The organism is Bradyrhizobium sp. McL0616 (assembly GCF_049993385.1).
Classification (GTDB): domain Bacteria; phylum Pseudomonadota; class Alphaproteobacteria; order Rhizobiales; family Xanthobacteraceae; genus Bradyrhizobium.
On sequence record NZ_CP188255.1, the window covers coordinates 7,056,163 to 7,080,322 of the forward strand.

Below are 24,160 nucleotides of genomic sequence, written 5' to 3' on the forward strand. Positions count from 1 at the left end.
TACCTTTCGCATTCTTGCTGTATACATTCTGAACTAAATATTGTGCTCACGCCCCGAACACCTTCTTCAGCCCGGCCTGCGCCTCTTCCTGAATCCGCTTCAGGTGCTCGGTGCTGCGGAAACTCTCCGCGTAGATTTTGTAGACATCCTCCGTGCCGGAGGGACGCGCGGCGAACCAGCCGTAGTCCGTCTCGACCTTGATGCCGCCGAAGGGCTGGCCGTTGCCGGGCGCCTTGCTCAAGGTGGCGCGGACGGGATCGCCGGCGAGATCCTTGAGGCCGAGCTGCTCGGGCGTGACGGATTTCAAAATGTTCTTTTGCGGCGTGGTGGCGGCGACGTCGATGCGCGCGTAATGGGGCACGCCGAGCTCGGCGGTGAGATCGCCAAAGACCTGGCTCGGATCGCGGCCGGTCTTCGCCATGATCTCGGCTGCGAGCAGGCCGAGAATGATGCCGTCCTTGTCGGTGGTCCACACCCCGCCGTCGCGGCGCAGAAACGAGGCCCCTGCACTCTCCTCGCCACCAAAACCGAAGCCGCCACTGAGGAGGCCGTCGACGAACCATTTGAAGCCGACCGGCGTTTCGACCAGCTTGCGGCCGAGTTTTTTCGCGACGCGGTCGATGATCGAGCTCGATACCACGGTCTTGCCGATCGCGGCGTCCTTGCTCCAGTTCGGGCGGTGCGCGAACAAATAGGAGATCGCCGTCGCAAGATAATGGTTCGGATTCATCAGGCCATTCGTGCGCGTCACGATGCCGTGGCGGTCAGCATCGGTGTCGTTGGCGAAGGCGACGTCGAAACGGTGGCGCATCGCGATCAGGCTCGCCATCGCGTAGGGCGAGGAGCAGTCCATGCGGATCTTGCCGTCCCAGTCCACCGTCATGAAGCGGAAGGTCGGGTCGATCGCCTCGTTCACCACGGTGGCCTTGAGGCCGTAACGCTCGATGATCGGATGCCAGTAATGCACGGCGGCGCCGCCGAGCGGATCGATGCCGATATTGATGCCGGCGGATTTGACCAGGTCGAGATCGACGACGTTGCCGAGATCGGCAACGTAGGGCGTGATGAAGTCGTAGGCGTGGACGTTCGCGGATTTCTTCGCCTTCGCATAATCCATGCGAGCGACGCCCTTCAGGCCATCGGCGAGATAGGCATTGGCGCGCCTCTCGACCACGCCCGTGACATCGGTGTCGGCTGGGCCGCCATGCGGCGGATTGTATTTGTAGCCGCCGTCTTCAGGCGGATTGTGCGAGGGCGTGACGACGACGCCATCAGCAAGGCCCGAGGTGCGGCCCTTGTTGTAGGTCAGGATCGCGTGCGAGATCACCGGCGTCGGCGTGTAGCCGCCGTCCTTGTCGATCATGATGTCGACGCCGTTGGCCGCAAAGACCTCGACGGCGCTGGCGAGCGCCGGCTCGGCCAGCGCGTGGGTGTCGATGCCGATGAAGAGCGGACCGGTCAGCCCCTTTTCCTTTCTGTAGTCACAAATGGCCTGCGTGGTCGCGAGGATGTGCCCCTCGTTGAAGCTGTTCTTGAGCGAGGAACCGCGATGGCCGGAGGTGCCGAACGCAACCCGCTGCGCCGGGTCGGACGCGTCCGGCTTGTTGGCGAAATAGGCGGTCACGAGCCGCGGAATGTTGGCGAGCGCGTCCGGCGAGACCACTTTACCCGCCGCGGGATGAACATCAGCCACTGAAATATCCTCGTCCTGTCGTAAAGCTGCGGCGCACCATAGCCGGCCACCTCTCCGCCAACAACAACCCGCGCAACCTGTAGGCTGTTCCGCACAGTCACCATCTGCGGTACACGCGGCGCTTAGGGATACCGGGCTGATTGAGGGAGATGGCCTTGCACGACGGGAAACCAGGCCGTGGATGAGCTGAACCGCCAGATCCTGGAGAGCCTGAAGAATATCGAGTCCCGCGTGGCAACGCTGGAAGCCGCGCACGACCGCTTGGCCAAGGCCTATTCCAAAGCGAGGACCACGCAGAGAAGGCCCTGGGTTCGTCCGCCGATCTGGACCTTCGAGCAGCATTCGCCGCGGCCGCTCAAATTGACTGCGCCCTTCGACGTCAACATTCCTCCGGCGAGCGCCCCCCGGATCGGAATCGTGACGCCGACCTACAACTACGCCCGTTATCTGGCAGCGACCATCAACAGCGTGCTGGAGCAGGGATATCCGAATCTGGCCTATCATGTTCAGGACGCCATCTCGACTGACGACACTGTCGCCCTTCTGAAGAAATACGGCGATCGATTGAGCTGGCGAAGCGAACCCGACAACGGACAGGCTCACGCAATCAATTTGGGCTTCGCTGGGAACGATTTCGACATCATGGGTTACCTCAACAGCGACGACACCCTGCTGCCAGGTACCCTTGCCTATGTCGCGAACGCTTTCCAGACGCGGCCGGACGTCGATATTGTTTATGGGCATCGGATCTTCATCGACAGGGATGGCCTTGAGATCGGCCGCGCCGTGTCCTGCCTGCTCATGACCCGCAAGCGCTGCGTTTCGCCGGCTACATTCCGCAGGAGACCATGTTCTGGCGCCGCCGCGTCTGGGAAAAGGTCGGACCGCTGGACGAGAGTTTCCAATACGCGCTCGATTGGGACTTCCTGTTGCGCGCGCAGAACGCCGGCTTCAAACTGGCAAGACTGCCGAGATTTCTCGCCTGCTTTCGTGTGCACGATGCGCAAAAGACGTCGAGCGAATACGATGTCGGCTACGCGGAGATGCAGCGGCTGCGGCAGCAGCATCTGGGCTTCGCACCGTCCCAACGGGAGATTTACCGCGCGCTGCGTCCCTATTTGATCAAGCAGCTTCTGTTACACTGGAGCTTCAAATCAGGATTGCTGAGGATATGAAGGGCGTCCCGGGACGCATGTCCCGACGGCCCATTTCAAGCGGGACTACAATCAGGACGGACGCATGAACCGCGAAGACATCATCCGGCTTTACGACGATGACTACGCCTCCTCCTATGAGGAGGAATTCCTTCTGTCGGACCTCACCCGGTCGGATAGCCAACACGAGATCGAACTGCTGCGCAGCCTGCTCGGTCCCGGCACAAACTGGCTCGATGTCGCGTGCGGAACCGGCTACTTCCTGCGGCAATTTCCCGAGATCGATCGAGCCGGCATCGACCTTTCACCCGCCATGCTGCGACGGGCGCGCAGTTCGAATCCGGGTGCCTTCTTTGCGGAGCATGATTACCGCGAGCCCCGTCCGGATTGGACGGACCATTGGGGTCTCGTGTCATGCATGTGGTACGCTTACAGCCTGGTCGACACGGTCCGGGACCTGACACGGCTGATCGAAAATCTGGCGTCCTGGACGGCGCCGGAAGGGACGTGCTTCGTGCCTCTCGCGGACCCCCGGTTGATCACCGGCGTCAACCTGCCCTATCAGGCCGCAAGCCCGAACGCCGGCAAGGTCATGATCACCGGCATTCTCTGGAGCTACGTCGAGAATGACGGTCGCAAGGTGCATGCAAACCTGATCGCGCCCAACGTCGAGTTCATGGTGGAGCAGTTTGAAAAACACTTCGAGTCCGTCGCGGTTGTCCGCTACCCACCGGCATTCGAAGGCTGGCAAGGTCGGCCCGCCCTTCTGGCGACGCGAAAAAGGCAAAGACGGAGCGGCGTAGATTCAACCCCGATTTAGGGACTGCGCGCGCCCTCCGGCCCATCGCCTCGGCCAGCATGGAACGTTCTTGGCTGCGAAGATAAAGATATCATGATGACGATGGCAGCCTTTCCCCGCCTCGCCGGCTTCGCAAGGGTCGACAATTGGTGGCATTCGAAGATTCCGCCGCTGTTGTCCGTTGCGTACGTTGCGATCCTTCTGGAAGCCCTCGACGCCCACACCGCCATTCCGCTTCTCGTCTGCTACCTCCTTTCGGTCTGCTGCGCCGCGATCTACGGTCATATCGTCAACGACATCTTCGACGTTCAATCCGACTTGAAGTCGGGCAAGCACAACGCGATGGCGCAAATCGGCTGGACCGGACGCGTGCTCCTGTGCGTCACCTTCCTATGCGCCGGCTTCGTTCCGGCACTCGTGGTCGATTACTCGGACAGCGCGCTTCTGCTGCTGGCGATGAACTACCTTTGGCCGACACTGTATTCCCTGCCTGTCGTGCGATTGAAGGAAAGAGGCCTGCTCGGCGTCGCCTGTGACGTCCTGGGCTCGCACGTTACGCCGACCTTGCTTGCTCTTTCGATCTTCAACGTTCTGGACAACGGTGCACCGGCGGGACACTTCGGCTTTGCGATCCTCGCGGTCCTGTGGGCTGCCGCGCTCGGACTGAAGGGCATCCTGCATCATCAGGTGCTTGATCGCGAAAGCGACCTGCGCGGCGGTACCAGTACTTTTGCGACGGGGACCGGATCGTACCCGATCATGCGCTTCCTGACCGGGTTCAATCTTTGTGTCGAGCTTCCGATCAGTTGCGCGCTGGTCGCGGTGATCTATCGATCATGCCCGCTCGCCGCCGTCGCTCTGTCGATCTATTGCGCCCTGGAAACGATCCGCTTCGTCTCGGGCGACACGTTTGCGCTGACGTCCGAGGCGGCCACGACACGCAGGATTGTTCCGTTCACCAATGAGATGTTCTACGTGTTGTGGTTTCCGATGTCCGCCGCCCTGCAACTCGCCGGCACGTCTGCGGCATGGTGGTGGCTCCCGTTTTTTCAGGTCGTGATGTTCTATCGACCGATCATCATGCAGCGCTCTGAACTGGCGTTCATCATTCAAAAGGTGCGCGCGAACTCTGTTCAACCGGCTGCTCTTCCGCGGGCGATCGAGGCTGCACGTCCGCGGCAGGAGGTCAGAGACTGCGAGCAGGAGAACGATGCCCGCAGGTCGACCGATTGGACGATCTTTCTCTTTGCAACATCTGCGATGGCCGAGTTTGTCAACAATGCCCTGGCCGGAATCAGGCAATGCGGGATCGACCCTGATCGGGTGCAGGTCGTCTTTCCTGCCAGTTCCGAACGCAAGCTGGGCCCGATCGTAAAGGCCTTTGCGGCGAGAACCCGCATCCTCGAACAAATGGTCGATGTGTCGCCGGACGACATTCCGAATGACTATGTCGAATGGGACACCGCCGAATTCAACGTTCTTTTGACCTACCGTTTCCCGGTTCTTCGCATTCTTCTGTCGGAAGGCAGCAATGTCGTGTGCGCCGATGCCGATGTGGCATGGTTGCGAAATCCCCTACCGTATCTGTCAGACGTGCTGGAGCGCTATCCGTGGGCCTGCCAGATCGAACCCTACGCGCAGTTTCCATCGCACTTCTGCCTGGGATTTTTCGCCCTCAAGGCGACGGCTGAGACGATCGAACTGATCGACCTCCACATCGCCCGGAACGTCGGGGAAGCCCTGAAGCAGGCCGACCAGACGCTGTTTCGTGACATCCTGCTGGAAACTCCGCGCTATTTCGCCAGTGTCTTCGCGCTCCCGGAAAGTCTGTTTCCGACTGGCCGATTGTACCAGGCGCTGCAGTTTCGCGGCGTGCCGCCGCCGGTGCCCATGCTGGACACCCAGGGCCCCTTCATCTTCCATGCCAACTGGTGCGTTGGGCTCGACAACAAGCAGCGTCTGCTGAGCCATGCCGGCGCATGGTTCGGCCCGACGACGGAGGCCATTCGCGACGAACACCAGGAGATTCTCGACATTCATCTGAACAAGCCGGGGCTTCATACCTTCAGCGTGCCTGCCCATGTCGGCGTGCTGCGCCTCCTGAGCGAGAAGGCATTCGCGCCAAACGACGACAGGCAACTCGGCGCGGCCATCACGATGATCAAGATCGACGGCGTCAAGCTGCCGCTCGACGACCCCTCGTTGCACGCCGGCTTTCACATGCTCGAGCGAGATCGCAAGCGGAGCTGGCGGTGGACCGACGGAGCGGCGATCGTGCAGCTACCCATCACGACGAGGGGACGAAAAGTCGAGATAGACTTGTTCGCCGTTGCCGCCGCCGGCGCGCAGCAGCGCGCGGATCGATCACCAGAACCACCCCCGTCGTAGTTTGGGCCAGGAAATAGCTATAACCATAAGAACGCAAAATGCTTGTTTGGCTCGCTTCCTATCCGAGATCCGGCAATACTTTCTTTCGCGTGCTGCTGAAGACACTCTGCGGCCTCTCCACCTACGATTTTCATGAGCCCTTCCCGCCCCGGAGAGACTTCGAAAACTTCATTGGGGAGGCGAGCCTTGGCACCCCCCTCCCGGAGCTCGCTCGGGACACCGGCACGCACATCGTCAAAACCCATGAGATGCCGCAGGAGGACTATCCGGCGATCTACCTTGTTCGGGACGGTCGGGATGCGGTCGTTTCCTATGCCAGGTTCCTGCTTAACTCCGGATATGACGCCGGCGGCCAGGATTTCACCGGCCTCCTGCGGCGCCTGATCGAGTCGTCCGAATCCTATGGCGGATGGAGCGGCAACGTCCTCGCGTGGCGCCAACGGAAAACCTCTACAGTCATGGTTCGCTTCGATGACCTTATCGCCAATCCGATTGATGAGCTGCGGCGGGCCACGGCCGCGGCGGGTCTATCCCTGGCGGAAACCGGCTTGAGAGGCCCGCCCACGTTCGAGGAACTTCACAAGCTCGACTCGAAGTTTTTCTCCAAAGGGCGAACCGGCGGATGGATCGACGATATGTCTCCCGAATTGCATCTCTTGTTTTGGCGCCGCCATGGTCACGCGATGCGCGCCCTGGGTTTTCATGATCAGGAGCCCACGGCGCAGGAACTTGCCGGCAAGCCCTTGCAAGCGGGTGAACGCTTGTTGTTCGGCATCGGCCAAGCCGGTCAAGTGACGCTCGGCGCTGGCTGGGGGGAGCCGGAGCAGTGGGGAGTATGGTCCATCCAGCCACAGGCGTCGTTGCACGTTTCGGTCGGCCCGCATCACAACGCCCCGATTCAAATTGATCTTGGCTATCGCTCGTTCATCGAGGGCGGCCGCGAACTGGAGGTGACCTGCCTGGCGGAGGGCCGGCAGTTGTCATCCTGGACGTGTCGTCCCGCCACCTGGCGCGGGGTGCAGCGGATCGTCATCCCGTCGAATCTCTCAGGCGCGTATGGACTTCTCAATCTGGAGTTCAGGATCTCGGAGCCGCGATCTCCAGCCGAGTTGGGCCTCAGCTCGGACACGCGTCAATTGGGGATTGGACTCGAATCGATGCAGCTCACCGGGCCCTGATCGCGCAAACCTCAGCATGACGGTGATGGATTGGCGCCTGCGGCGTTGGGCGCACGGCCGGCGGCGCATTCCCGGGATCATGCTATGGTCGGTGCTATCGAGGCTCATCGAATCGTCCATGGCTCCTCTTTCACGCAAGCTCCCGCCTCTGCTGATTGCCTGGCTTGTCGCGGCGACGCCGGCGCGCGCCGCGGAATTCTACACCGAGGACCTACGCATCCCGATGACGGAGGCGGGGCCGCAGGGGCTGGAGGCGTTCCTGGTTCGCCCGACGGGGACGAAGCGTTATCCGCTCGCGCTGCTAAGCCACGGCTCGCCGCGCGACTTCGACGATCGTGCGACGATGTCGGCGCACAAATATTACGGCATTGCGCTCGAATATGCCCGGCGCGGCTTTGCCGCGCTGGTCGTGATGCGGCGCGGCTACGGCACCTCGCCCGGCGGGCGCGTCGATAGCGTCGGCGGCTGCGCCAACGCCGCCTATCTGCCGGCGGCAGCCGTCGCGGTCGCTGACTTACGCGCCGCGATCGATGCGATGGCGCGGAGAGCCGACGTCACGACATCAGGCATGATCGCGGCCGGCCACTCCGCGGGCGGGCTCGCCACCGTCGCGCTGACGGCGCAGGCGCCGGCCGGTCTCGTCGCCGCGATCAGCTTTGCCGGCGGCCGCGGCTCGCGCGACGATGACGACGTCTGCAATCCGGTTGGGCTGGTGCAGGCCTTCGCCAGCTTCGGCAAGACCTCGCGGGTGCCGATGCTGTGGGTCTATGCGACCAACGACCTGTTCTTCGGCCCTGATCTGGCAGGCCGCCTCTATGACGGATTTCGCGGCAATGGCGGCAACGCAAAGTTCGTTGCGGCGCCGCCCTACGGCGACGACGGCCACTATCTCTATTCGGTGGTGGGCCGCCCGCAATGGACGCCGCTCGTCGACGCCTTCCTGCGCGAGCGCGGGCTCGGCCACGACATCCTGAGCCCGCCCGATCCGCTGCCTTCGCCAAGCGGCTTCAACGACGCAGCGCGCGCCGAATTCTCGCGCTATCTCGCCAGCACGATGCCGCACAAGGCTTTTGCGGTATCACCCAATGGCGGTTACGGCTGGCGTTCGGGGCGCAACACGGCGGATGACGCGCAACGCGATTCGCTCGCGGCCTGCATGAAATGGTCGCCGACCTGCACGCTCTATGCGGTCGACGACCGGCTCGCTGGCGCCTCGCCTAGAGCCGCTCGCTGAGCGCGAGCTTGTAACCGACGCCGGTGACGGTCGCGATCACGGGCGTGCCGCTGCCGACCAGCTTGCGGCGCAGTCGCGCCACCAGCGCATCGACCGTGCGGATGTCGACCTCGGCCTGGCGGTTGCTGACGACTTCGATCAGATAGTCGCGGCTGAGCGGCCGTCCGTCGGCGCCGACGAGGGCCGCGAGCAGGTCGAATTCGGCGCGCGTCAGCGCCACCGGCTTGCCGTCGCTGCCGAGCAGCTCGCGCCGCGTCAGGTCGATGATCCAGTCGCCGAACGCGATCGAATTGTGATTGCGCGCCGCCTTGCGGTCGATCGAGCGACGCCGCAGCACGCTGCGTGCGCGCGCGAGCAGGTCGCGCAGATTGATCGGCTTGGTGACGTAGTGATCGCCGGCAATCTCGAGCCCGAGGATGCGATCGACGTCGGTGTCGCGGCGGGTCACGAAGATGATGCCCGCGTTGCTGGTCGCCTGGATCTCCTTGGCGAGCTCAAAGCCGTCGCCATCGGGCAACTGCACATCAAGGAAGACGAGGTCCGCGCGCCCGCGCAGCGCCTGGCGGCACTCCGCGCAGGAGCCGGCGCCGACCACGTCGAAATTGTTCTCGCTGAAGTAACCGACCAGCATCGTCCGCGTCACCGGATCGTCCTCGACGACGATCAGCCGCTCGCGGCCGACCGGACGCAATTCCTGAAGCGCGGAATCAGTCACGGTATTGGATGTCCTGTGTGCGTTTGATCCGACCTGAAGATTCAGGTCGTCGCGCGATGCGCTGTCCTGTGAACGAACATTCACGGCTTATTCGAGCCCCCGAAATTGCCCGCCGAATACTAGGCTTGTTATGCTGCCCGAACAATATTGGTCACGGTATTGCAGTAATAAGTATGAATTGCCCCACACTTCTCACCGAGCGCATCGTTGTGCGGGGCCGTGCTCGTATTGTCCGCCGCAGCACCAACAATCTCGCTCATCCGGTTCGGGATTCAACCGCTGGTTCATGTAAACGCTTCCTGCGCATCACACAGCCGTTCTGGCTCGCAATCCTCTCTACCTGGTCATCGCGCTGTCCTTTGTCGCCGACCGCGCGACCTGGCACCTGATCGAGCGGCGCGCCCAGGATCTCGCGCATCGCCTGACTGCTTCGACGGCCAAGGCCACGCGCGCGGAGCCCGTCACCACCGCAGGCGTGGTGCCGAACGGCCGCAGCGCCGGCGCACGAACCGCCTCAGGACGATCCGACCTCGATCCGGTACGACAACTCTTCTTCCGCGCCGGCTGCGATGTGCATCAGGCCCGGCTTGTCGCTGAACTCGCCGTCGAAGTCGGCGGGGCTGGCATAGCCACGCCAGGGCTCGATGCAGAGGAACGGCGCGCCCGTCGGTTTTGACCAGACGCCGAGCTCGCGAAAGCCGCGCCATGACATTCTGAGCCAAAGCCCGGCGCCCTGTCCGGCCGCATAACGGACCGCATGGCTGTTGATGCGATCCAAGATGACGGCGTCGTTGGTGAACAGGGATTCCGACAGAGGAAGCACCGCGCCCTGGACGGGGCTCGGATCCGTTGCCGCGAGCAGCAGTCCGCCATCGACGCGGCGAACCGGACCTGGCTCTTCGTTCGTGAATGTCAGCGCGTAATCCGTTTTGGACATTCCGGGCTGAAGCGGCCAGTTGAAGGCGGGATGGCCCCCGACGGAAGCCGGCAATGTCTCCTCGCCGGTATTGACGATCTTCAGCGTCACATCGAGTCCGGCCGCGTCGAGTGCGTAGGTTACAGCCAACCGGAACGCGAACGGGTAGAGCGCGCGCGTCGCTTCGCTGTCCTCGAGCACCAGCGTGCAGCCGTTGTCGCCGCGCTGCGCCCATACAAAACGGCTGTCGCGCGCAAAGCCGTGCTGGGTCATCCGGTACGTCTTGCCCCGGTGCCGCATTTCGTCATTGGCGAGACGCCCGACGATCGGAAACAGCAGCGGCGCATGACGCGGCCAGGCCGGCCCGGCCTGCCAGACGAATTCGACGCCGCCGCCGTCCCTCAGCGAGCACAGCTCGGCGCCTTGCGCCTTGATGATCGCGGTGAGACCGCCGCTCCGGATCGTGTGCGTGTCGTCGGTCATGACCGTCTCCGTAGCGACAGCGAGGCTGGCGGCGCAAAACACCGCAGCCCTGTTCAGGCGGACCATAGCGCATTGGAGGATGTTGCGCTCGCCTCGGGATAAGGCGAGCGCAAAATTGCGGAGCTCTGCTGCCCTGCTACGCCTGGGACGACCGCCCGATGCTCTCATAGACGAAGCCGGCCGCAGCCATCTCTTCGGGGCGATAGATGTTGCGGAGGTCGACGACGACCGGCTGCGCCATGGTCGCCTTTAGCCGGTCGAGATCGAGCGCGCGGAACTGCACCCACTCGGTGACGATGACGATTGCATCGGCGCCTTGCGCGCAGGAATAGGCATCCTCGCAATAAATGATGCTGGGCAGTTCGCCCTTGGCCTGCTCCATGCCGACGGGATCGAAGGCCTTGACCTTCGCGCCCATGTCGATCAGGCCGGTGATCAGCGGGATCGACGGCGCATCGCGCATGTCGTCGGTGTCGGGCTTGAAGGTGAGGCCGAGCACTGCGATGGTCTTGCCGCGCAGCGAGCCGCCGAGCGCCTGGCTCACTTTTCGCGCCATCGCGCGCTTGCGGTTCTCGTTGACCGCCAGCACGGATTCGACGATGCGCAAGGATACGTCGTAGTCCTGCGCGATCTTGATCAGCGCCTTGGTGTCCTTCGGAAAGCACGAGCCGCCGAAGCCGGGACCCGCGTGCAGGAATTTGGTGCCGATGCGGTTGTCCAGGCCAATGCCGCGCGCGACCTCCTGCACGTTTGCGCCGACTTTCTCGGAAAGGTCGGCGATTTCGTTAATGAAGGTGATCTTGGTCGCGAGGAACGCGTTCGCGGCGTATTTGATCATCTCGGCGGTGCGGCGTTCCGTGAACATCAGCGGCGCCTGGTTCAGCGACAGCGGGCGATAGATGTCGCCCATCACCTTGCGGCCGCGCTCGTCGGAGGTACCAACGACGACGCGATCGGGAAACTTGAAGTCGCGGATCGCCGCGCCCTCGCGCAGGAACTCGGGGTTCGATGCGACGACGACGTCGGCCGCAGGGTTGGTCTCGCGAATGATGCGCTCGACCTCGTCGCCGGTGCCGACCGGAACGGTCGACTTCGTGACCACGACGGTAAATCCGGAGAGTGACTGCGCGATCTCGCGCGCGGCGGCGTAGACGTAGGAAAGATCGGCATGACCGTCGCCACGGCGCGACGGCGTGCCGACCGCGATGAACACGGCGTCGGCATCCGCGACCGGCTTCGACAGATCGGTGGTGAATTCCAGCCGCTTGGCTTTCACATTCGCTGCGACCAACTCGTCGAGCCCGGGCTCGTAGATCGGGATCTCGCCGCGATGAAGCGCCGCGATCTTCTTCTCGTCCTTGTCGACGCAGGTGACGTCGTGACCGAAATCCGCAAAGCAGGCTCCAGACACCAGTCCCACATAGCCCGTGCCGATCATCGCAATTCGCATGAATAACTCTTTCCGTTGACGACGGGTGTTCCAACGAACACCCTAGACCATTTCTCTACCCGACCGCACGCCCAACATTAGGGCAAGCTGCTTCGCGAACCGAATAACCTTAACCGCTCCGCGTGACAGGAATTGCGGACAGTCTCTGGAACACGCGACATGCGGCAGTTGCATTCTACATATGCGACAGATACGCCGCATAGGCCCGCTTCAAGCCATCGTGAAGCGACGTCGTCGCGCGCCAGCCGAGCTTGGCGAGACGGCTGACGTCGAGCAGCTTGCGCGGCGTGCCGTCGGGGCGAGCCGTATCGAAGGAGATCTCGCCGCTGTAACCGACGACCTCAGCGACGACACGGGCGAACTCGGCGATGGTGATGTCCTCGCCGGTGCCGATGTTGATCAACTCTGCGCTCGAATAGGTCTTCATCAGGTGCACACAGGCATCCGCCATGTCGTCGACATAGAGGAACTCGCGCCGCGGCGTGCCGGTGCCCCACACGACGACGCGCTTGGCGCCTGAGAGCTTCGCTTCGTGGAAGCGGCGGATCAGGGCGGCAACCACGTGGCTCAGTTCGGGATGATAATTGTCGCCGGGGCCGTAGAGATTGGTCGGCATCACGCTGATGAAGTCGCGGCCATACTGGCGGCGATAGGCCTCCACCATCTTGATGCCGGCGATTTTCGCGATCGCATAGGGCTCGTTGGTCGGCTCCAGCGGGCCGGTCAGGACCGCGTCCTCGCGCAGCGGCTGGGCGGCAAGCTTCGGATAGATGCAGGACGAGCCGAGGAACATCAGCTTCTCGGCACCGTTTTGATGCGCGGCCTGGATGACGTTGGCAGCGATCGCGATGTTCTCGTAGATGAACTCGGCCCGCAGTGTGTCGTTGGCGACGATGCCGCCGACTTTTGCCGCGGCAAGGAAGATCACCTGCGGCCGGACCTTCGCGAACCAGTCGAACACGGCGGCCTGGTTGCAGAGATCGACCTCGCGGCGGTCCACGGTGACGAGCCTGACGTCCTCCTGCGCGAGCCGGCGCACGAGTGCGCTGCCGACCATGCCGCGATGGCCGGCGACGTAAACACTTTTGCCCTTCAGTTCAAACGGTGCGCTTGCCATTTGCGACATCCCGTTTGGCCTCTGTCAGATCGCTCGCCATCATCTCCGCAACAAGCTCTGCGAACGTCCGCTTCGGCTTCCAGCCGAGCACCTCGCGCGCCTTGCTGGCGTCACCGACCAGGAGATCGACCTCGGTGGGGCGGAAGTAACTGGGATCGATCTTCACCACGGTCTTGCCGCTCTTGGCATCGATGCCGGTCTCGTCAACGCCCTCACCGCGCCAGTCGATGCGGCGGCCGACTTCCGCAAACGACAATTCGACCATCTCGCGCACCGAACGCGTCTCGCCGGTGGCGAGCACGAAATCGTCGGGCTTGTCGGCCTGCAGGATCATGTGCATGCCCTCGACATAATCCCGGGCATGGCCCCAGTCGCGCTTCGCCGAGAGGTTGCCGAGATAGAGCGTCTGCTCGAGCCCAACCTCGATGCGCGCCACGCCGCGCGTGATCTTGCGGGTGACGAAGGTCTCGCCGCGGATCGGGCTTTCGTGATTGAACAGGATGCCGTTCGACGCGAACATGCCGTAGGCTTCGCGGTAGTTCACCGTGATCCAGTAGCCGTAGAGTTTTGCGACGCCATAGGGCGAGCGCGGATAGAACGGCGTGGTCTCTTTCTGCGGAACCTCCTGCACCAGGCCATAGAGCTCGGAGGTCGAGGCCTGGTAGAACCGCGTCTCCTTCTCCATGCCGAGGATGCGGATCGCTTCCAGCAGCCGCAGCACGCCGATGCCGTCGGCATTCGCGGTGTATTCCGGGCTTTCGAAGCTGACGGCGACGTGGCTTTGGGCGGCGAGATTGTAGATCTCGGTCGGCCGTATCTGCTGCATCAGGCGGATCAGATTGGTCGAGTCCGTCATGTCGCCGTAATGCATCAGGAACGGCACGTTGCCGACATGCGGGTCCTGGTAGAGATGGTCGACGCGCGCGGTGTTGAACGAGGACGAACGCCGCTTGACGCCGTGCACGACATAGCCGAGCGACAGCAGATATTCGGCGAGATAGGCGCCGTCCTGCCCGGTCACGCCGGTAATGAGAGCGATCCGCTCACGCATGGCTCTGCGCCTTGTTCCCAGTCAAAGAGGTTCAGTGAACGGGATAACCACCGTTCGCTCTCCCTGACAAGCTCGGCGGCAACGGAAAATGACGCGAACGAGGCCTGCCCGGATGACGGGCCTGCCGTCCGATAGCGCGATCACACGCCGTGGTACTTTCGATACCATTCGACGAAGCGGCCGAGACCGTCCGCGATCGTCGTCGATGGCGCGAAACCGACGTCGCGCTGGAGGGCGGAAATGTCGGCTCGCGTCTCCAGGACGTCGCCGGCCTGCATCGGCAGCAGCTCGCGGATCGCAGGCTTGCCGATGATCTTCTCGAGCGTCTCGACGAACTCGATCAGATTGACCGACCTGTTGTTGCCGATGTTGTAGACGCGATACGGCGCATAGCTCGACGAGTTCTCGGGCTGCTCCGCGCTCCATGCGGGATTCGGCGCCGCGGGCCGATCGAGCGTGCGAATCACGCCTTCGACGATGTCGTCGACATAGGTGAAGTCGCGCCACATATTGCCGTTGTTGAATATCTTGATCGGCTCATTGGCAAAGATCGCGCGCGTGAAAAGATAGGCGGCCATGTCGGGCCGGCCCCACGGACCGTAGACGGTAAAGAAGCGCAGACCGGTCACCGGCAGCTTGTGAACATGCGCGAACGTGTGCGCCATCAGCTCGTTGGCCTTCTTGCTCGCGGCGTAAAGGCTCACCGGATGGTTGACCGAATGCTCGGTCGAATACGGCAAGGTGCGGTTGGCGCCATAGACCGAGCTCGACGAGGCGTAGACGAGATGTGCGAGGCCATGGCGCCGACCGGCTTCGAGCACGGTGACAAAGCCGTCGCAATTGGCGCGGATGCTGGTGATGGGGTCGTCGATCGACGCGCGCACGCCGGGCTGCGCCGCCAGATGCACAACCCGATCGGGTGAGACCTCGTCGAAAACGCGCGTCACTGCGGCAAAATCTGCGAGGTCGATCTCGTAGAATGTGAAGCCGGGACGGTGCTGGAGGGTTGCGAGGCGCGCATGCTTCAGCGCAGGATCGTAATACGGCGTAAATGCGTCGACGCCAACGACCTGCTCGCCACGCGCCAACAACCGTTCACAAACGTGCATTCCGATAAAGCCGGCAGCACCGGTAACAATCACTGGCCGCAAAGTTGTCATCTCGTTCATTCCGCGAAGCAATGCCAGACCAGGGCATGAGAGGCAAGGTTTTGACGATAACGACAACCATCAGGCCGAGCGGGTCCATGTAAGCACATCGAAATGTGTAGGAAACGTGATGGTGTCATGCATCCTCGCATGCTATCCGCCTGCGAGGATGCTCGGACGGTAGCGCCACATGTGCTACAGATCATAGATAGATCGTACATTCGGCGCGGATGCTCAGTCTTGAGGCATCGTTCGCGCAAGATACGCACAAAGAAAAAGATCGACTTTGAAACTCTCCATCAACGGCAGGTTCCTGTCACAGTCGCTTACAGGCGTGCAACGCTATGCCGCCGAAATCGTCAAAGCGATGGACCGTCTGCTCACGAGCGGCCAGGCCCCGCAGCAACTGCTGGCTGCAGAGTGGCAGATTCTGGTGCCGCCGACTGCACAGGCGCTCGCCGGTCTTCGCCGCATTCAGGTCAAACAGGTCGGAACTTTGCAGGGCCACGCGTGGGACCAGATCGATCTGGCGCGCGCGGCCGCCGGCACGCGCCTCGTCAGCCTCGCCAATTCCGGCCCCGTGCTCCACCGCGACCATCTCGTCGTGATTCACGACGCGCAGGTGTTCAAACGGCCGGACTTCTTCAGCTGGCGGTACCTCGCTTTGCATCGGACGCTCGGTCATTTGCTGGCACGCACAGCAACGATCGCAACAGTTTCAGCGTTTTCACGCAACGAACTTGCCGAGATGTTATCGCTGGATTCCGCATCGATCCCCGTCGTTCCAAACAGCGCAGAACACTTCGCGTCGGTCGATCCCGATTTCTCGATCATCGAGACGCTGCGCCTTGAACCCTATCGCTTCTTCCTCTTCGTCGGCTCGATGACGAAGAACAAGAATGTCGATACCGCCATTCGTGCGGTCGAACGGCTCGGCCGCACGGATTTTCCGCTGGTCGTGGTCGGAGGCGACAACAGCAAGGTGTTTGGCGGGAGCGCCGGCGAATCGAGGACCGGAATCGTCATCGCCGGCCGCCTCAAGGACGAAGAAATCGCGGCCCTGTTCTCGAAGGCCGCTGCATTCGTGTTTCCGAGCCTCTACGAGGGATTCGGCGTACCTCCCCTGGAGGCGATGTTCTTCGCCTGTCCGGTCATTGCGAGTTCCGCTGCGGCCGTGCGCGAGACCTGCGCCGACGCAGCCGCCTATTTCGATCCGCTCGACGCCGACGAGTTGTCCGCGCGGATGCACGAAAGAATCGATCTCGGCCGGATTTCTTCGGTGGAACAGGAGAAGCAACGGCAGCGGCTGGCGACATATTCGTGGACCAAATCGGCCGCAACCATGCTCGAAGTCCTTGCCAAACCGGCTCCCCAAGCCACAACCGGCAGCGCGGCACGATGACGCGGCCCAAATATTGCTGCTTGGAGGCGTTACGCGTGGTCTCCGCCAGACAAGGAAGGATCGACGGTTGTCCAGCGGTCTGAAGGTTCTGCATGTCGCCGAAACGGTAAGAGGCGGCATCGCAACCTACCTCAACGAGCTTCATCCCCATCAAAGCGACAGTTTCGGGCGTGGCAACGTCAACTATGTCGTTCCGTCCGACCATCGCAGCGACCTGGTCAACATCGAGGATGACGCCGTCACCACCTTCCCGCGCGACGGTCGCAACGTGATCGGCCTGTTTGCCATGCTGTCCGCAACCATGCGCGCGGTCCGGCAGCTTCGGCCGGATATCATTCATCTTCACTCGTCGTTCGCCGGGCTCGTGGTGCGCCCGGTGCTGTGGCTGACCTATCGGCGTTCGCGCATCGTCTACTGCCCGCACGGATGGGCCTTCGGCCGCGAAACCGGCCGCCTCAGCCGCGCCGTCACGCAGTTCACCGAACTCGTGCTGGCGAAGCTGACCCATCGCATCGTCTGCATCTCCGAAAGCGAGCAGGTCGATGCCATACGGGTCGGAATTGCGACGAAGCGCCTCGCTCTCGTGCACAACGGGATTTCCAAACAGCGCCCCGTGCTCGACCAGCGGAGCGCGCCATGGCGGTCGGACAAGATCAGGGTCCTGTTCATCGGACGTCTCGACCGTCAGAAGGGATATGATCTCCTGATCGAAGCGGCTCGGGCGCTCGGAGACGCGATCGACGTGCGCCTCATCGGCGCGTCGGTCGTCAGCAAATTCAGCAGAAGCGACCTGCCCGCCAACGTCTCGCTGCTGGGCTGGATGGACCGAAACCAGATCGAGGCCGAACTGGACCAGGCCGACATGGTCGCGATTCCGTCGCGCTGGGAGGCGTTTGGCCTTGTCGCCATCGAAGCGATGCGGGCCGCGAAGCCGATCATCGCATTCCGCATCGGCGCCCTGCCGGAAATCGTCGAAGACGGTGTGACGGGCGTGCTGTGCGACCAGGTCTCGCCCGAAAAGCTGGTGGAAGGATTCCAGCGCGCAACCAGGCTGGACCTGCCTGCGGTCGGCCGGGCCGGATACGAACGTTTCACCCGGCTCTACGACATCGAGCAGACCCACCGGGGGCTGAGCCAAGTCTATGCCGACGTCCTGCATACGCACGAGAGCGAAGCCGGGCAGCAGGCAAAATTGCAGTCCGATTTCTCGAACAATCTGCAACCGTAGTAGCGACCGGCCGATCAGGCTGTCCGATGGGCATCGCTCCGCGCGAGGTCGGCGTCGATCACGCGTTGATCGGAGAACGACCACGCAATCGCGAACATGACGGCCATCGTACAGATGAGAAAGCCGGCCGCGAACAGCCCGGTTTGCAACATTGTCTTCGCCTTCCCTTTTGTTTGACCGACAGGTAGCCGGATCACGATTAGGAAGACCTTACGGACAGCGGCGCACTGCCGGCTTCCGGATCGCAGCCTTAACGGAGGCGGAATCCCGCCGCAGAAATTATCGATGCGGAATCGATGCAGGCTCACGCAAGCGCCCGCCAAGCTTGACGCAAGCCCGCGAAACACAACGCAGGGTAAGCTCAGATCCGAATCCAACACTTGAAGTCTACGGCGGTACCGCCTCGCGAAACGCTGTCGAACGCGCAGATCCGCCGTCGCGCGTCGTTCACAAGATCGGCATCAGCCGCATTCGCGACATCGATCTGACACGCGCATGTCTGTTTTGCGAGCTGCTTATAAAAGAAGACGTGCCGCCCAACATTTAAACAGCCATTTGCACGTGTATCGCGATTCACAAGTTGCAATAAGGTCACAGCCATAAGTGCTTTACCATAATCACGAAGACGCAGCAGTGACTCAGTAGCTGGACAGTTGCTACGGTGATTCAGATTTTAGGTGTGTGCGAGGGAAATGACATTGGCTAAGACCGAACAAGCTTATTGGGATTTCGGGATTAGCCGGATTCTGGCCGTCGCTGCGATCAGCATTTCGTTGACCGGCTGCGCGGGCTTCATTCCCCTAGACGCTCCGGATGCCGTTTCCACGCAAACAAATGCTGCGCTCGTCACCGAGCCAACCGCGCCGATGGCCTACGCACTGATGCCGGCCAATCCGGCGGTGCTGCAAGCGACCAACTCGTTTACGGACACCTCGGGACTGATCTTCTCCCGCCTTCCGGGCGGCAATTACCGCGACGTCACGATCGGCGTCGGCGACATCGTCACCGTGACCGTGTACGAAGCCCAGGCGGGCGGCCTGTTCATTCCACGCGAAGCAGGCGTGCGGCCGGGCAATTTCGTCGATATCCCGCGGCAGCAGGTCGACCAGTCCGGCAACATCAACATTCCCTACGCCGGATCGATCAAGGTCTCCGGACTGACACCGCGCGCCGTCTCGAACATCATCCGCGAACGCCTCAAGGATCGCGCCATCGATCCGCAAGCGGTCGTGAGCGTCGCAGAACAGCGCGGCAACCAGATCAGCGTGCTCGGCGAGGTCAATTCGCCGCAGCGCTTTCCGGTCGACCCGGGCGGCATTCGCTTGATGGGCGCGATCGCGCGCGCCGGCGGCCCCAAATATCCGTCCTACGAGAGCACGATCACGATCAAGCGCGAGGGACGCACCTACAACGAGTCGATGTCCTCAGTCGTACATAACCCCAACGAGGACGTGCTGCTCGCTCCGGGCGACGTTGTCTTCCTGACCCGCATTCCCAGGGTTTACATGGCGTTCGGCTCGACACCGTCGCCGGGATCGATCGGTGGCACCAACAATCGCCGCTTCACCTTCGAGAACGACAACATGTCACTGGCCGAGGCACTCGCCAAGGCGGGCGGTCTCGACAGCTCCCGCGCCGATTCCAAGTCGATCTATGTCTATCGTTTCGAGCCGAAGCCGCTGCTCGAGCGCATCGGTATCAATGTGTCGCAATTTCCGACCAAGACCATTCCTGCCGTCTACAAGTTCGATATGAGCAAGCCCGATGGCTGGTTCCAGGCGGACACCTTCAGGATGCGCGATCACGACGTGATCTCGGTCGCGGAATCGCCATCGACCGAATTTATCAAAATCATGGCCCCGCTGGACGCAGCTTCAACCAACGCGTCGAACATCTCCAGCGTCGTGATCAACTCCAAGTAACAGCGACAGCGCTCGATCGTTTGGATCTGCCCGGACGGGTTCCGCCCTTGCGGACGTCCGGGCAGTTTTCCATGGCCCGCTTCTTGAATATCGCGTGAATATTTCGGCCCCGTCCCGGCGTAATCATTCACGCGGTTTTGGGCGCGAATGCGATTGCGGATCCAGCTATTGCGTGGCAAGCGGGGTGCGCCCCCGTCTACGATCAACGCATGAGGCGATCGTTGAAGATACTCATCGTCAATACCCTCTATCCTCCCGACATCATGGGGGGAGCCGAGGTATCAGTATCGCTGCTCGCAGAAGCCTTCATGCGCAACGGCCACCATGTCGCCGTCGTCTGCCTGCAAGAGGCGGGCGATGTCGCGGTCGGCGATCGCAACGGTATCCGTACCTACAGGGTGCAGATCGACAACGCGTACTGGCCGTTCGGACAGGACCGCAAGCCGCCGGCGCTCGATCGCCTCCGATGGCACCTGCGCGATACCTGGAACAGGCGGGCGGCGAAGCGATTTGGCGCCATCCTCGACACCGAGAAACCGGACGTCGTTCACACCAACAATCTGACCGGATTTTCCGTGGCGCTGTGGGCTGAGGCCAAACGTCGCAATATCCGCATCGTCCATACGCTGCGCGATTACTCGCTCATCTGCAAGCGATCGACACTTTTCAGCAAAGGCGCCACCTGCGAGCACCGCTGCCTGGCGTGCAAGACCATGACCATGCCGCATCTCTACGCCTCCCGTATGGTCGACGCAGTGGTTTCCAACAGCCAGTACGTGCTCGACCGGCACCTGCAACTCGGATTCTTTCCGGACGTATCCCACAAGGTGATCTACAACATCGCGGACGCCAGCGTGCAGCCTGCCCCACCTTCCTCGGACGCCAATCTCACGTTCGGCTTCATCGGGCGGATTGAGCCGGAAAAGGGTATCGATGTCGTCCTCAAGGCGATTTCGCTGCTTCCCAATTCGGGCTGGCAACTCAAAATCGCCGGAAAGGGCCTCGAAGCTTACGAGCGAGAGTTGAAGGGAAGGTATGATAATCCGAGGATCAAATGGCTTGGCTTCATAAAGTCGCCGGAATTTTACGCCGCCGTGGATGTTTGCCTAATTAGCTCGGTTTGGCCGGAGCCATTGCCGCGGACACTGATAGAAAGCATCAATGCCGGTCGGGCGACCATTTGCTCGACCGCCGGCGGAATACCAGAAATCTCTCATTTCTCGACCTCACTCGGCTCGTACGAACCAAGTGACTTCCACAAACTGGCCGAACTGATGAAGCAGGCAATCAGCGAGGCGCCGAAATGGAAGCAGACTTTCCCACCACGGCCTGACTTTGCAGCCAGCTTCACACCCGAAGCTGTTACCAGACGATATCTCGACGTTTATTTAGAAGGCACCTCGAACACCGATGGAGAAAGATGAGAAGGACTCTCGGGGTTCGTTCACAGATGTATATTGGATGAGATCCTTCCCATGAGGATATTGATCACATCGTCACTGTACCCGACACCGGGCGCACCGAAGGTGGTCGGCGGAGCCGAGATATTCGTGCGCCGCATTGCCGAAGGCCTTCTGAAGAATGGCGATGCCGTCGAGGTCGTTCGAGCAGCCTCGCTTCCCGAACAGCCGATGGAGACCAGCAACGGCATCGACGTCTACTCGGCGCCGGTCAAGAATATCTACCGGCCGTTCACCGGACAAAGAAGCGCGCCTGCGCGCGGATTGTGGCATGCGACGGAGGACTGGCGTCAACGTGCCGAACTTGTCGCCGGCAGGATCAGGGCATTCAAGCCCGACGTGCTTCACTCGAACAACCTCTCGGGCCTCACGACGGCGGTGTGGAAGGTTGCGGCCGAGCTTGACGTGCCGGTCCTTCACACCTTGCACGATTATTATCTGACCTGCCCGCGGTGCTCGCGCTTCTCGAAGGGGAAGGCCTGCGAGCACACTTGCATGAGCTGCAGGTTGCTGACCATCAACCGCCGAAGCGCGACCAAATATCTGCGCGGCGTCGTCGGCGTGAGCCAACGTATCCTCGACATCCATCTGGAAACGGGTCTGTTCGCGGACACTCAGCTGCGCAAGGTCATTCCCCATGCGTCCACGATGGCAGTCTCCGCACCTTCGAAGGAGCCCCCGGGTCCGGTACTGACCTTCGGATTCATCGGCCGCCTGACGGAAGAGAAGGGCATCTATAATCTCGTCAAGGCCTTCGCCTATCTTCCTCGCGACCGGGTGCGGCTTGTCATTGCTGGCGTCGCGGACGCCGATGTGCAGCACGAGCTCAGAGCCATGGCCCCCAAGGCCAGTATCGAATTTCTCGGATTCGTCGAGCCCGAGACATTCTACAGCCAGATCGACGTCGTCGTGATTCCGCCGATCTGGGAGGAGCCGGGTCCGCTCGTCGTCGCCGACGCCCAGGCCGCGCGCAAGCCCTTCTTGGGGACGCAATTTGGCGGAATTCCCGAGGCGGTGAAACGCGGTGCCGTCGGCTGGCTGACCGCGCCCGACCCGAAATCGCTCGCGGACAGCATCATGCGGATCATGTCGAATCCCCAGGAGTTGGCCGCGATGCTCGACAAGCTCGCCCAGAAGAATGATCATCGAACCTTCGCCGATGTCATCGCCGAATATCGGGGCGCCTTCGAACTCCTGAGCCGGCGCAAGCAATAGCCCTCGGATGACCGCATTGCGCAATCAGCTCGTTCTTCCCTGCGCATCACCCCGCAGCCTGACCATCCCATGACTCGTTTGTTCGCGCTTGTCGGAGTCATCTACCAGAGCGCGGCAGCGATTATTCTCATCTTCCTGCTGGGCCGTGTCCTCCCGCCTCTCGCTTACGCCACGTTCTCCCTCACGCTCGCTTCCAGCCAACTGCTCAGCGTGCTGATGTTCGAGTGGCTGCAATTGGCCGGCGTGCGTTTTCTGGCTGCCGCCGCCGAAGAAGACGCAGCTCGGCTGCGATCTTCTTTGTTCGGCGCGGCGCTGCTCAGCGCCCTGGTGCTTCTGGTGATCGGCGGCCTCGCAGCTTCAATCGCGACCCCGATTTCCACGAGTGTTGGTTTCGTCGGCCTTGCACTCGCCGTGGCCCAGGGCGCGACGGATCTCCACTTCATGGTTGTCCGCGTTTCACACCGGCTCGGCGCAGCCGCCTTTCTGCTCATCCTGAGGGCCACATTGATGGTGGCCGGAGCAACGGCCGGCGCATGGTTCTACGGCACTGCCAACGCGGCGCTCCTCGGCATGCTATGCGCCCAAATTGCCAGTCTGCTCGTCGGCCAGTTCGTGCATACCCAAACGCTTCAGAAAGTGTCGCGCCCTGCCCTGCTCGATGATTGGGGCAGCTTCGCCCGCTACGGCATGTTCGCTGCCGGCGCCTCAGTGCTCCACCTTTCAGTCCCGGTCTCGATACGCTTCGTCGTCGTTTCTGCCCTGGGCGACGCCGCTCCGGCGGTCACCGCGGGATTCTCGATGGCGATCGACCTTCTGCAGCGACCGTTTGCGGTGCTGGTCGCGGCCATCCATACCGTCAACTACCCCGAAGTGGTCCATCAATTCGAGCGCGGCAGCGCGGACGACGCCCGCGCTTCCGTCGCGCATCTTCTCGATTTCATCATATGCGCCACATTGGTGATGCTTGGAGGACTTATCGGCTTTCTGCCGGATGCGGGACTATTGTTCGTTCCGCCGTCCATTCTCGCAAGCTTTCTCCAGACGTCGACCGGCGCGGCTTTGTTCTATTTCATGCACTGTCACCTGCAATCGACGCTCGCGATCGCACCACATCTGACAAAGTCCGCCACCCGTCTCGTCGTCGTCGCTCTTTGCCAGTTGCTGCTTGTCCTCGCGGTAGCGGTACCGACACAAGCCATAACGGGCGCACCGACCTACGTCCTGGTCAGCGCCATCGTCGCGACCGCGGTCGTCATCGTGCTTGCGAGCGGACCAATGATACGATTCGGCGCAACGCCGCGATGGGGCCTCGTCGCAGCGTCTGTCGCAGGCGCCGCCTTCATAGGCGCATTTTCGGCCGTTCCTTCGCAGAGCCCGGTCTGGCTGATCGCGAAAATTGTGGTCGCCACCGCGATCGTCGCCCTGCTCGCGTGGAAGGGGCGCTTTTTGGAAGCAGCGGGCTCATCCCGATCGGATCTGTAACGACAGCGTGACATCTCGATGCACGCCAGACTGAAAAACGGCCTGCCCAACAACTCGGCAATCCCGCGCATTGTCCGATTGCTTGTCTTGCCAGTTGTGCATGTGCGAGATAAAGGCGCGGTGGC

General features: G+C 62.1%; 20 protein-coding genes. 11 read left to right on the top strand and 9 right to left on the bottom strand.

The genetic code is table 11. The features are described from left to right. Positions 1-46: 46 nt before the first annotated feature. Positions 47-1,693: a phosphoglucomutase (alpha-D-glucose-1,6-bisphosphate-dependent) gene (gene pgm / locus ACPPVR_RS33930; protein ID WP_426610870.1), complete on the bottom strand. Its 1,647-nt coding sequence runs from the start codon at positions 1,691-1,693 to the stop codon at positions 47-49. Positions 1,694-1,870: 177 nt separating this feature from the next. Between pgm and ACPPVR_RS33935 the strand changes: the two genes are divergently transcribed. The 5 genes from ACPPVR_RS33935 (at position 1,871) to ACPPVR_RS33955 (ending at position 8,446) form a co-directional block, all read left to right on the top strand. After that, positions 1,871-2,815, top strand: coding sequence for a glycosyltransferase (locus ACPPVR_RS33935; RefSeq protein WP_426610871.1), 945 nt, complete (start codon positions 1,871-1,873; stop codon positions 2,813-2,815). Positions 2,816-2,932: 117 nt separating this feature from the next. Then, complete coding sequence (locus ACPPVR_RS33940) at positions 2,933-3,667, top strand: class I SAM-dependent methyltransferase (protein ID WP_426610872.1); 735 nt, start codon at positions 2,933-2,935, stop codon at positions 3,665-3,667. A 297-nt stretch (positions 3,668-3,964) separates the two neighbouring features. Next, positions 3,965-6,034, top strand: a complete 2,070-nt coding sequence (locus ACPPVR_RS33945; RefSeq protein ID WP_426610873.1) for a putative nucleotide-diphospho-sugar transferase — start codon at positions 3,965-3,967, stop codon at positions 6,032-6,034. 38 nt (positions 6,035-6,072) lie between these two features. After that, positions 6,073-7,212 (top strand): sulfotransferase domain-containing protein, encoded by a 1,140-nt coding sequence (locus tag ACPPVR_RS33950; RefSeq protein ID WP_426610874.1) that lies wholly within the window; start codon positions 6,073-6,075, stop codon positions 7,210-7,212. Positions 7,213-7,330: 118 nt separating this feature from the next. Then, positions 7,331-8,446, top strand: a complete 1,116-nt coding sequence (locus tag ACPPVR_RS33955; protein ID WP_426610875.1) for an alpha/beta hydrolase family protein — start codon at positions 7,331-7,333, stop codon at positions 8,444-8,446. On the opposite strand, the gene ACPPVR_RS33960 is transcribed toward ACPPVR_RS33955, so the two are convergent. From ACPPVR_RS33960 to ACPPVR_RS33990, 7 genes are all read right to left on the bottom strand, one after another. Continuing rightward, positions 8,430-9,245 carry a winged helix-turn-helix domain-containing protein gene (locus ACPPVR_RS33960; protein WP_426610876.1) on the bottom strand — a complete coding sequence of 272 codons (816 nt, stop codon included), beginning with the start codon at positions 9,243-9,245 and terminating at the stop codon, positions 8,430-8,432. The genes ACPPVR_RS33955 and ACPPVR_RS33960 overlap by 17 nt on opposite strands. 172 nt (positions 9,246-9,417) lie before the next feature. After that, positions 9,418-9,579 carry a hypothetical protein gene (locus ACPPVR_RS33965; protein WP_426610877.1) on the bottom strand — a complete coding sequence of 54 codons (162 nt, stop codon included), beginning with the start codon at positions 9,577-9,579 and terminating at the stop codon, positions 9,418-9,420. Positions 9,580-9,675: 96 nt separating this feature from the next. Then, a complete protein-coding gene (locus ACPPVR_RS33970; protein WP_426610878.1) occupies positions 9,676-10,560 on the bottom strand; it encodes an aldose 1-epimerase family protein in 885 nt (294 codons plus the stop codon). A gap of 136 nt (positions 10,561-10,696) precedes the next feature. Continuing rightward, positions 10,697-12,010: a UDP-glucose dehydrogenase family protein gene (locus ACPPVR_RS33975; RefSeq protein WP_426610879.1), complete on the bottom strand. Its 1,314-nt coding sequence runs from the start codon at positions 12,008-12,010 to the stop codon at positions 10,697-10,699. Between the two features lie 175 nt (positions 12,011-12,185). Beyond that, a complete protein-coding gene (fcl, locus tag ACPPVR_RS33980; protein WP_426610880.1) occupies positions 12,186-13,127 on the bottom strand; it encodes a GDP-L-fucose synthase in 942 nt (313 codons plus the stop codon). Beyond that, a complete protein-coding gene (gene gmd / locus ACPPVR_RS33985) occupies positions 13,108-14,178 on the bottom strand; it encodes a GDP-mannose 4,6-dehydratase (protein WP_426610881.1) in 1,071 nt (356 codons plus the stop codon). The genes fcl and gmd overlap by 20 nt, the downstream gene beginning before the upstream one ends. 140 nt (positions 14,179-14,318) lie before the next feature. Further along, positions 14,319-15,338 (bottom strand): NAD-dependent epimerase, encoded by a 1,020-nt coding sequence (locus ACPPVR_RS33990; RefSeq protein WP_426610882.1) that lies wholly within the window; start codon positions 15,336-15,338, stop codon positions 14,319-14,321. Between the two features lie 274 nt (positions 15,339-15,612). Between ACPPVR_RS33990 and ACPPVR_RS33995 the strand changes: the two genes are divergently transcribed. Then, on the top strand, positions 15,613-16,728 hold the full coding sequence (locus ACPPVR_RS33995) for a glycosyltransferase family 4 protein (RefSeq protein ID WP_426610883.1): 1,116 nt from the start codon (positions 15,613-15,615) through the stop codon (positions 16,726-16,728). Positions 16,729-16,795: 67 nt separating this feature from the next. Continuing rightward, positions 16,796-17,956 carry a glycosyltransferase gene (locus tag ACPPVR_RS34000; protein ID WP_426610884.1) on the top strand — a complete coding sequence of 387 codons (1,161 nt, stop codon included), beginning with the start codon at positions 16,796-16,798 and terminating at the stop codon, positions 17,954-17,956. 14 nt (positions 17,957-17,970) lie between these two features. Here ACPPVR_RS34000 and ACPPVR_RS34005 read toward each other — a convergent pair whose 3' ends face one another. Continuing rightward, positions 17,971-18,108, bottom strand: coding sequence for a hypothetical protein (locus tag ACPPVR_RS34005; RefSeq protein ID WP_426610885.1), 138 nt, complete (start codon positions 18,106-18,108; stop codon positions 17,971-17,973). Between the two features lie 540 nt (positions 18,109-18,648). On the opposite strand from ACPPVR_RS34005, the gene ACPPVR_RS34010 reads away from it, so the two are divergent. From ACPPVR_RS34010 to ACPPVR_RS34025, 4 genes are all read left to right on the top strand, one after another. Next, positions 18,649-19,878, top strand: a complete 1,230-nt coding sequence (locus ACPPVR_RS34010; RefSeq protein ID WP_426610886.1) for a polysaccharide biosynthesis/export family protein — start codon at positions 18,649-18,651, stop codon at positions 19,876-19,878. Positions 19,879-20,099: 221 nt separating this feature from the next. Further along, positions 20,100-21,302: a glycosyltransferase family 4 protein gene (locus tag ACPPVR_RS34015; protein ID WP_426610887.1), complete on the top strand. Its 1,203-nt coding sequence runs from the start codon at positions 20,100-20,102 to the stop codon at positions 21,300-21,302. Positions 21,303-21,353: 51 nt separating this feature from the next. Next, on the top strand, positions 21,354-22,553 hold the full coding sequence (locus ACPPVR_RS34020; protein ID WP_426610888.1) for a glycosyltransferase family 4 protein: 1,200 nt from the start codon (positions 21,354-21,356) through the stop codon (positions 22,551-22,553). 69 nt (positions 22,554-22,622) lie between these two features. Continuing rightward, entirely contained in the window at positions 22,623-24,035 is a 1,413-nt protein-coding gene (locus ACPPVR_RS34025; protein WP_426610889.1) for a hypothetical protein, read from the top strand. Positions 24,036-24,160 lie beyond the last annotated feature (125 nt).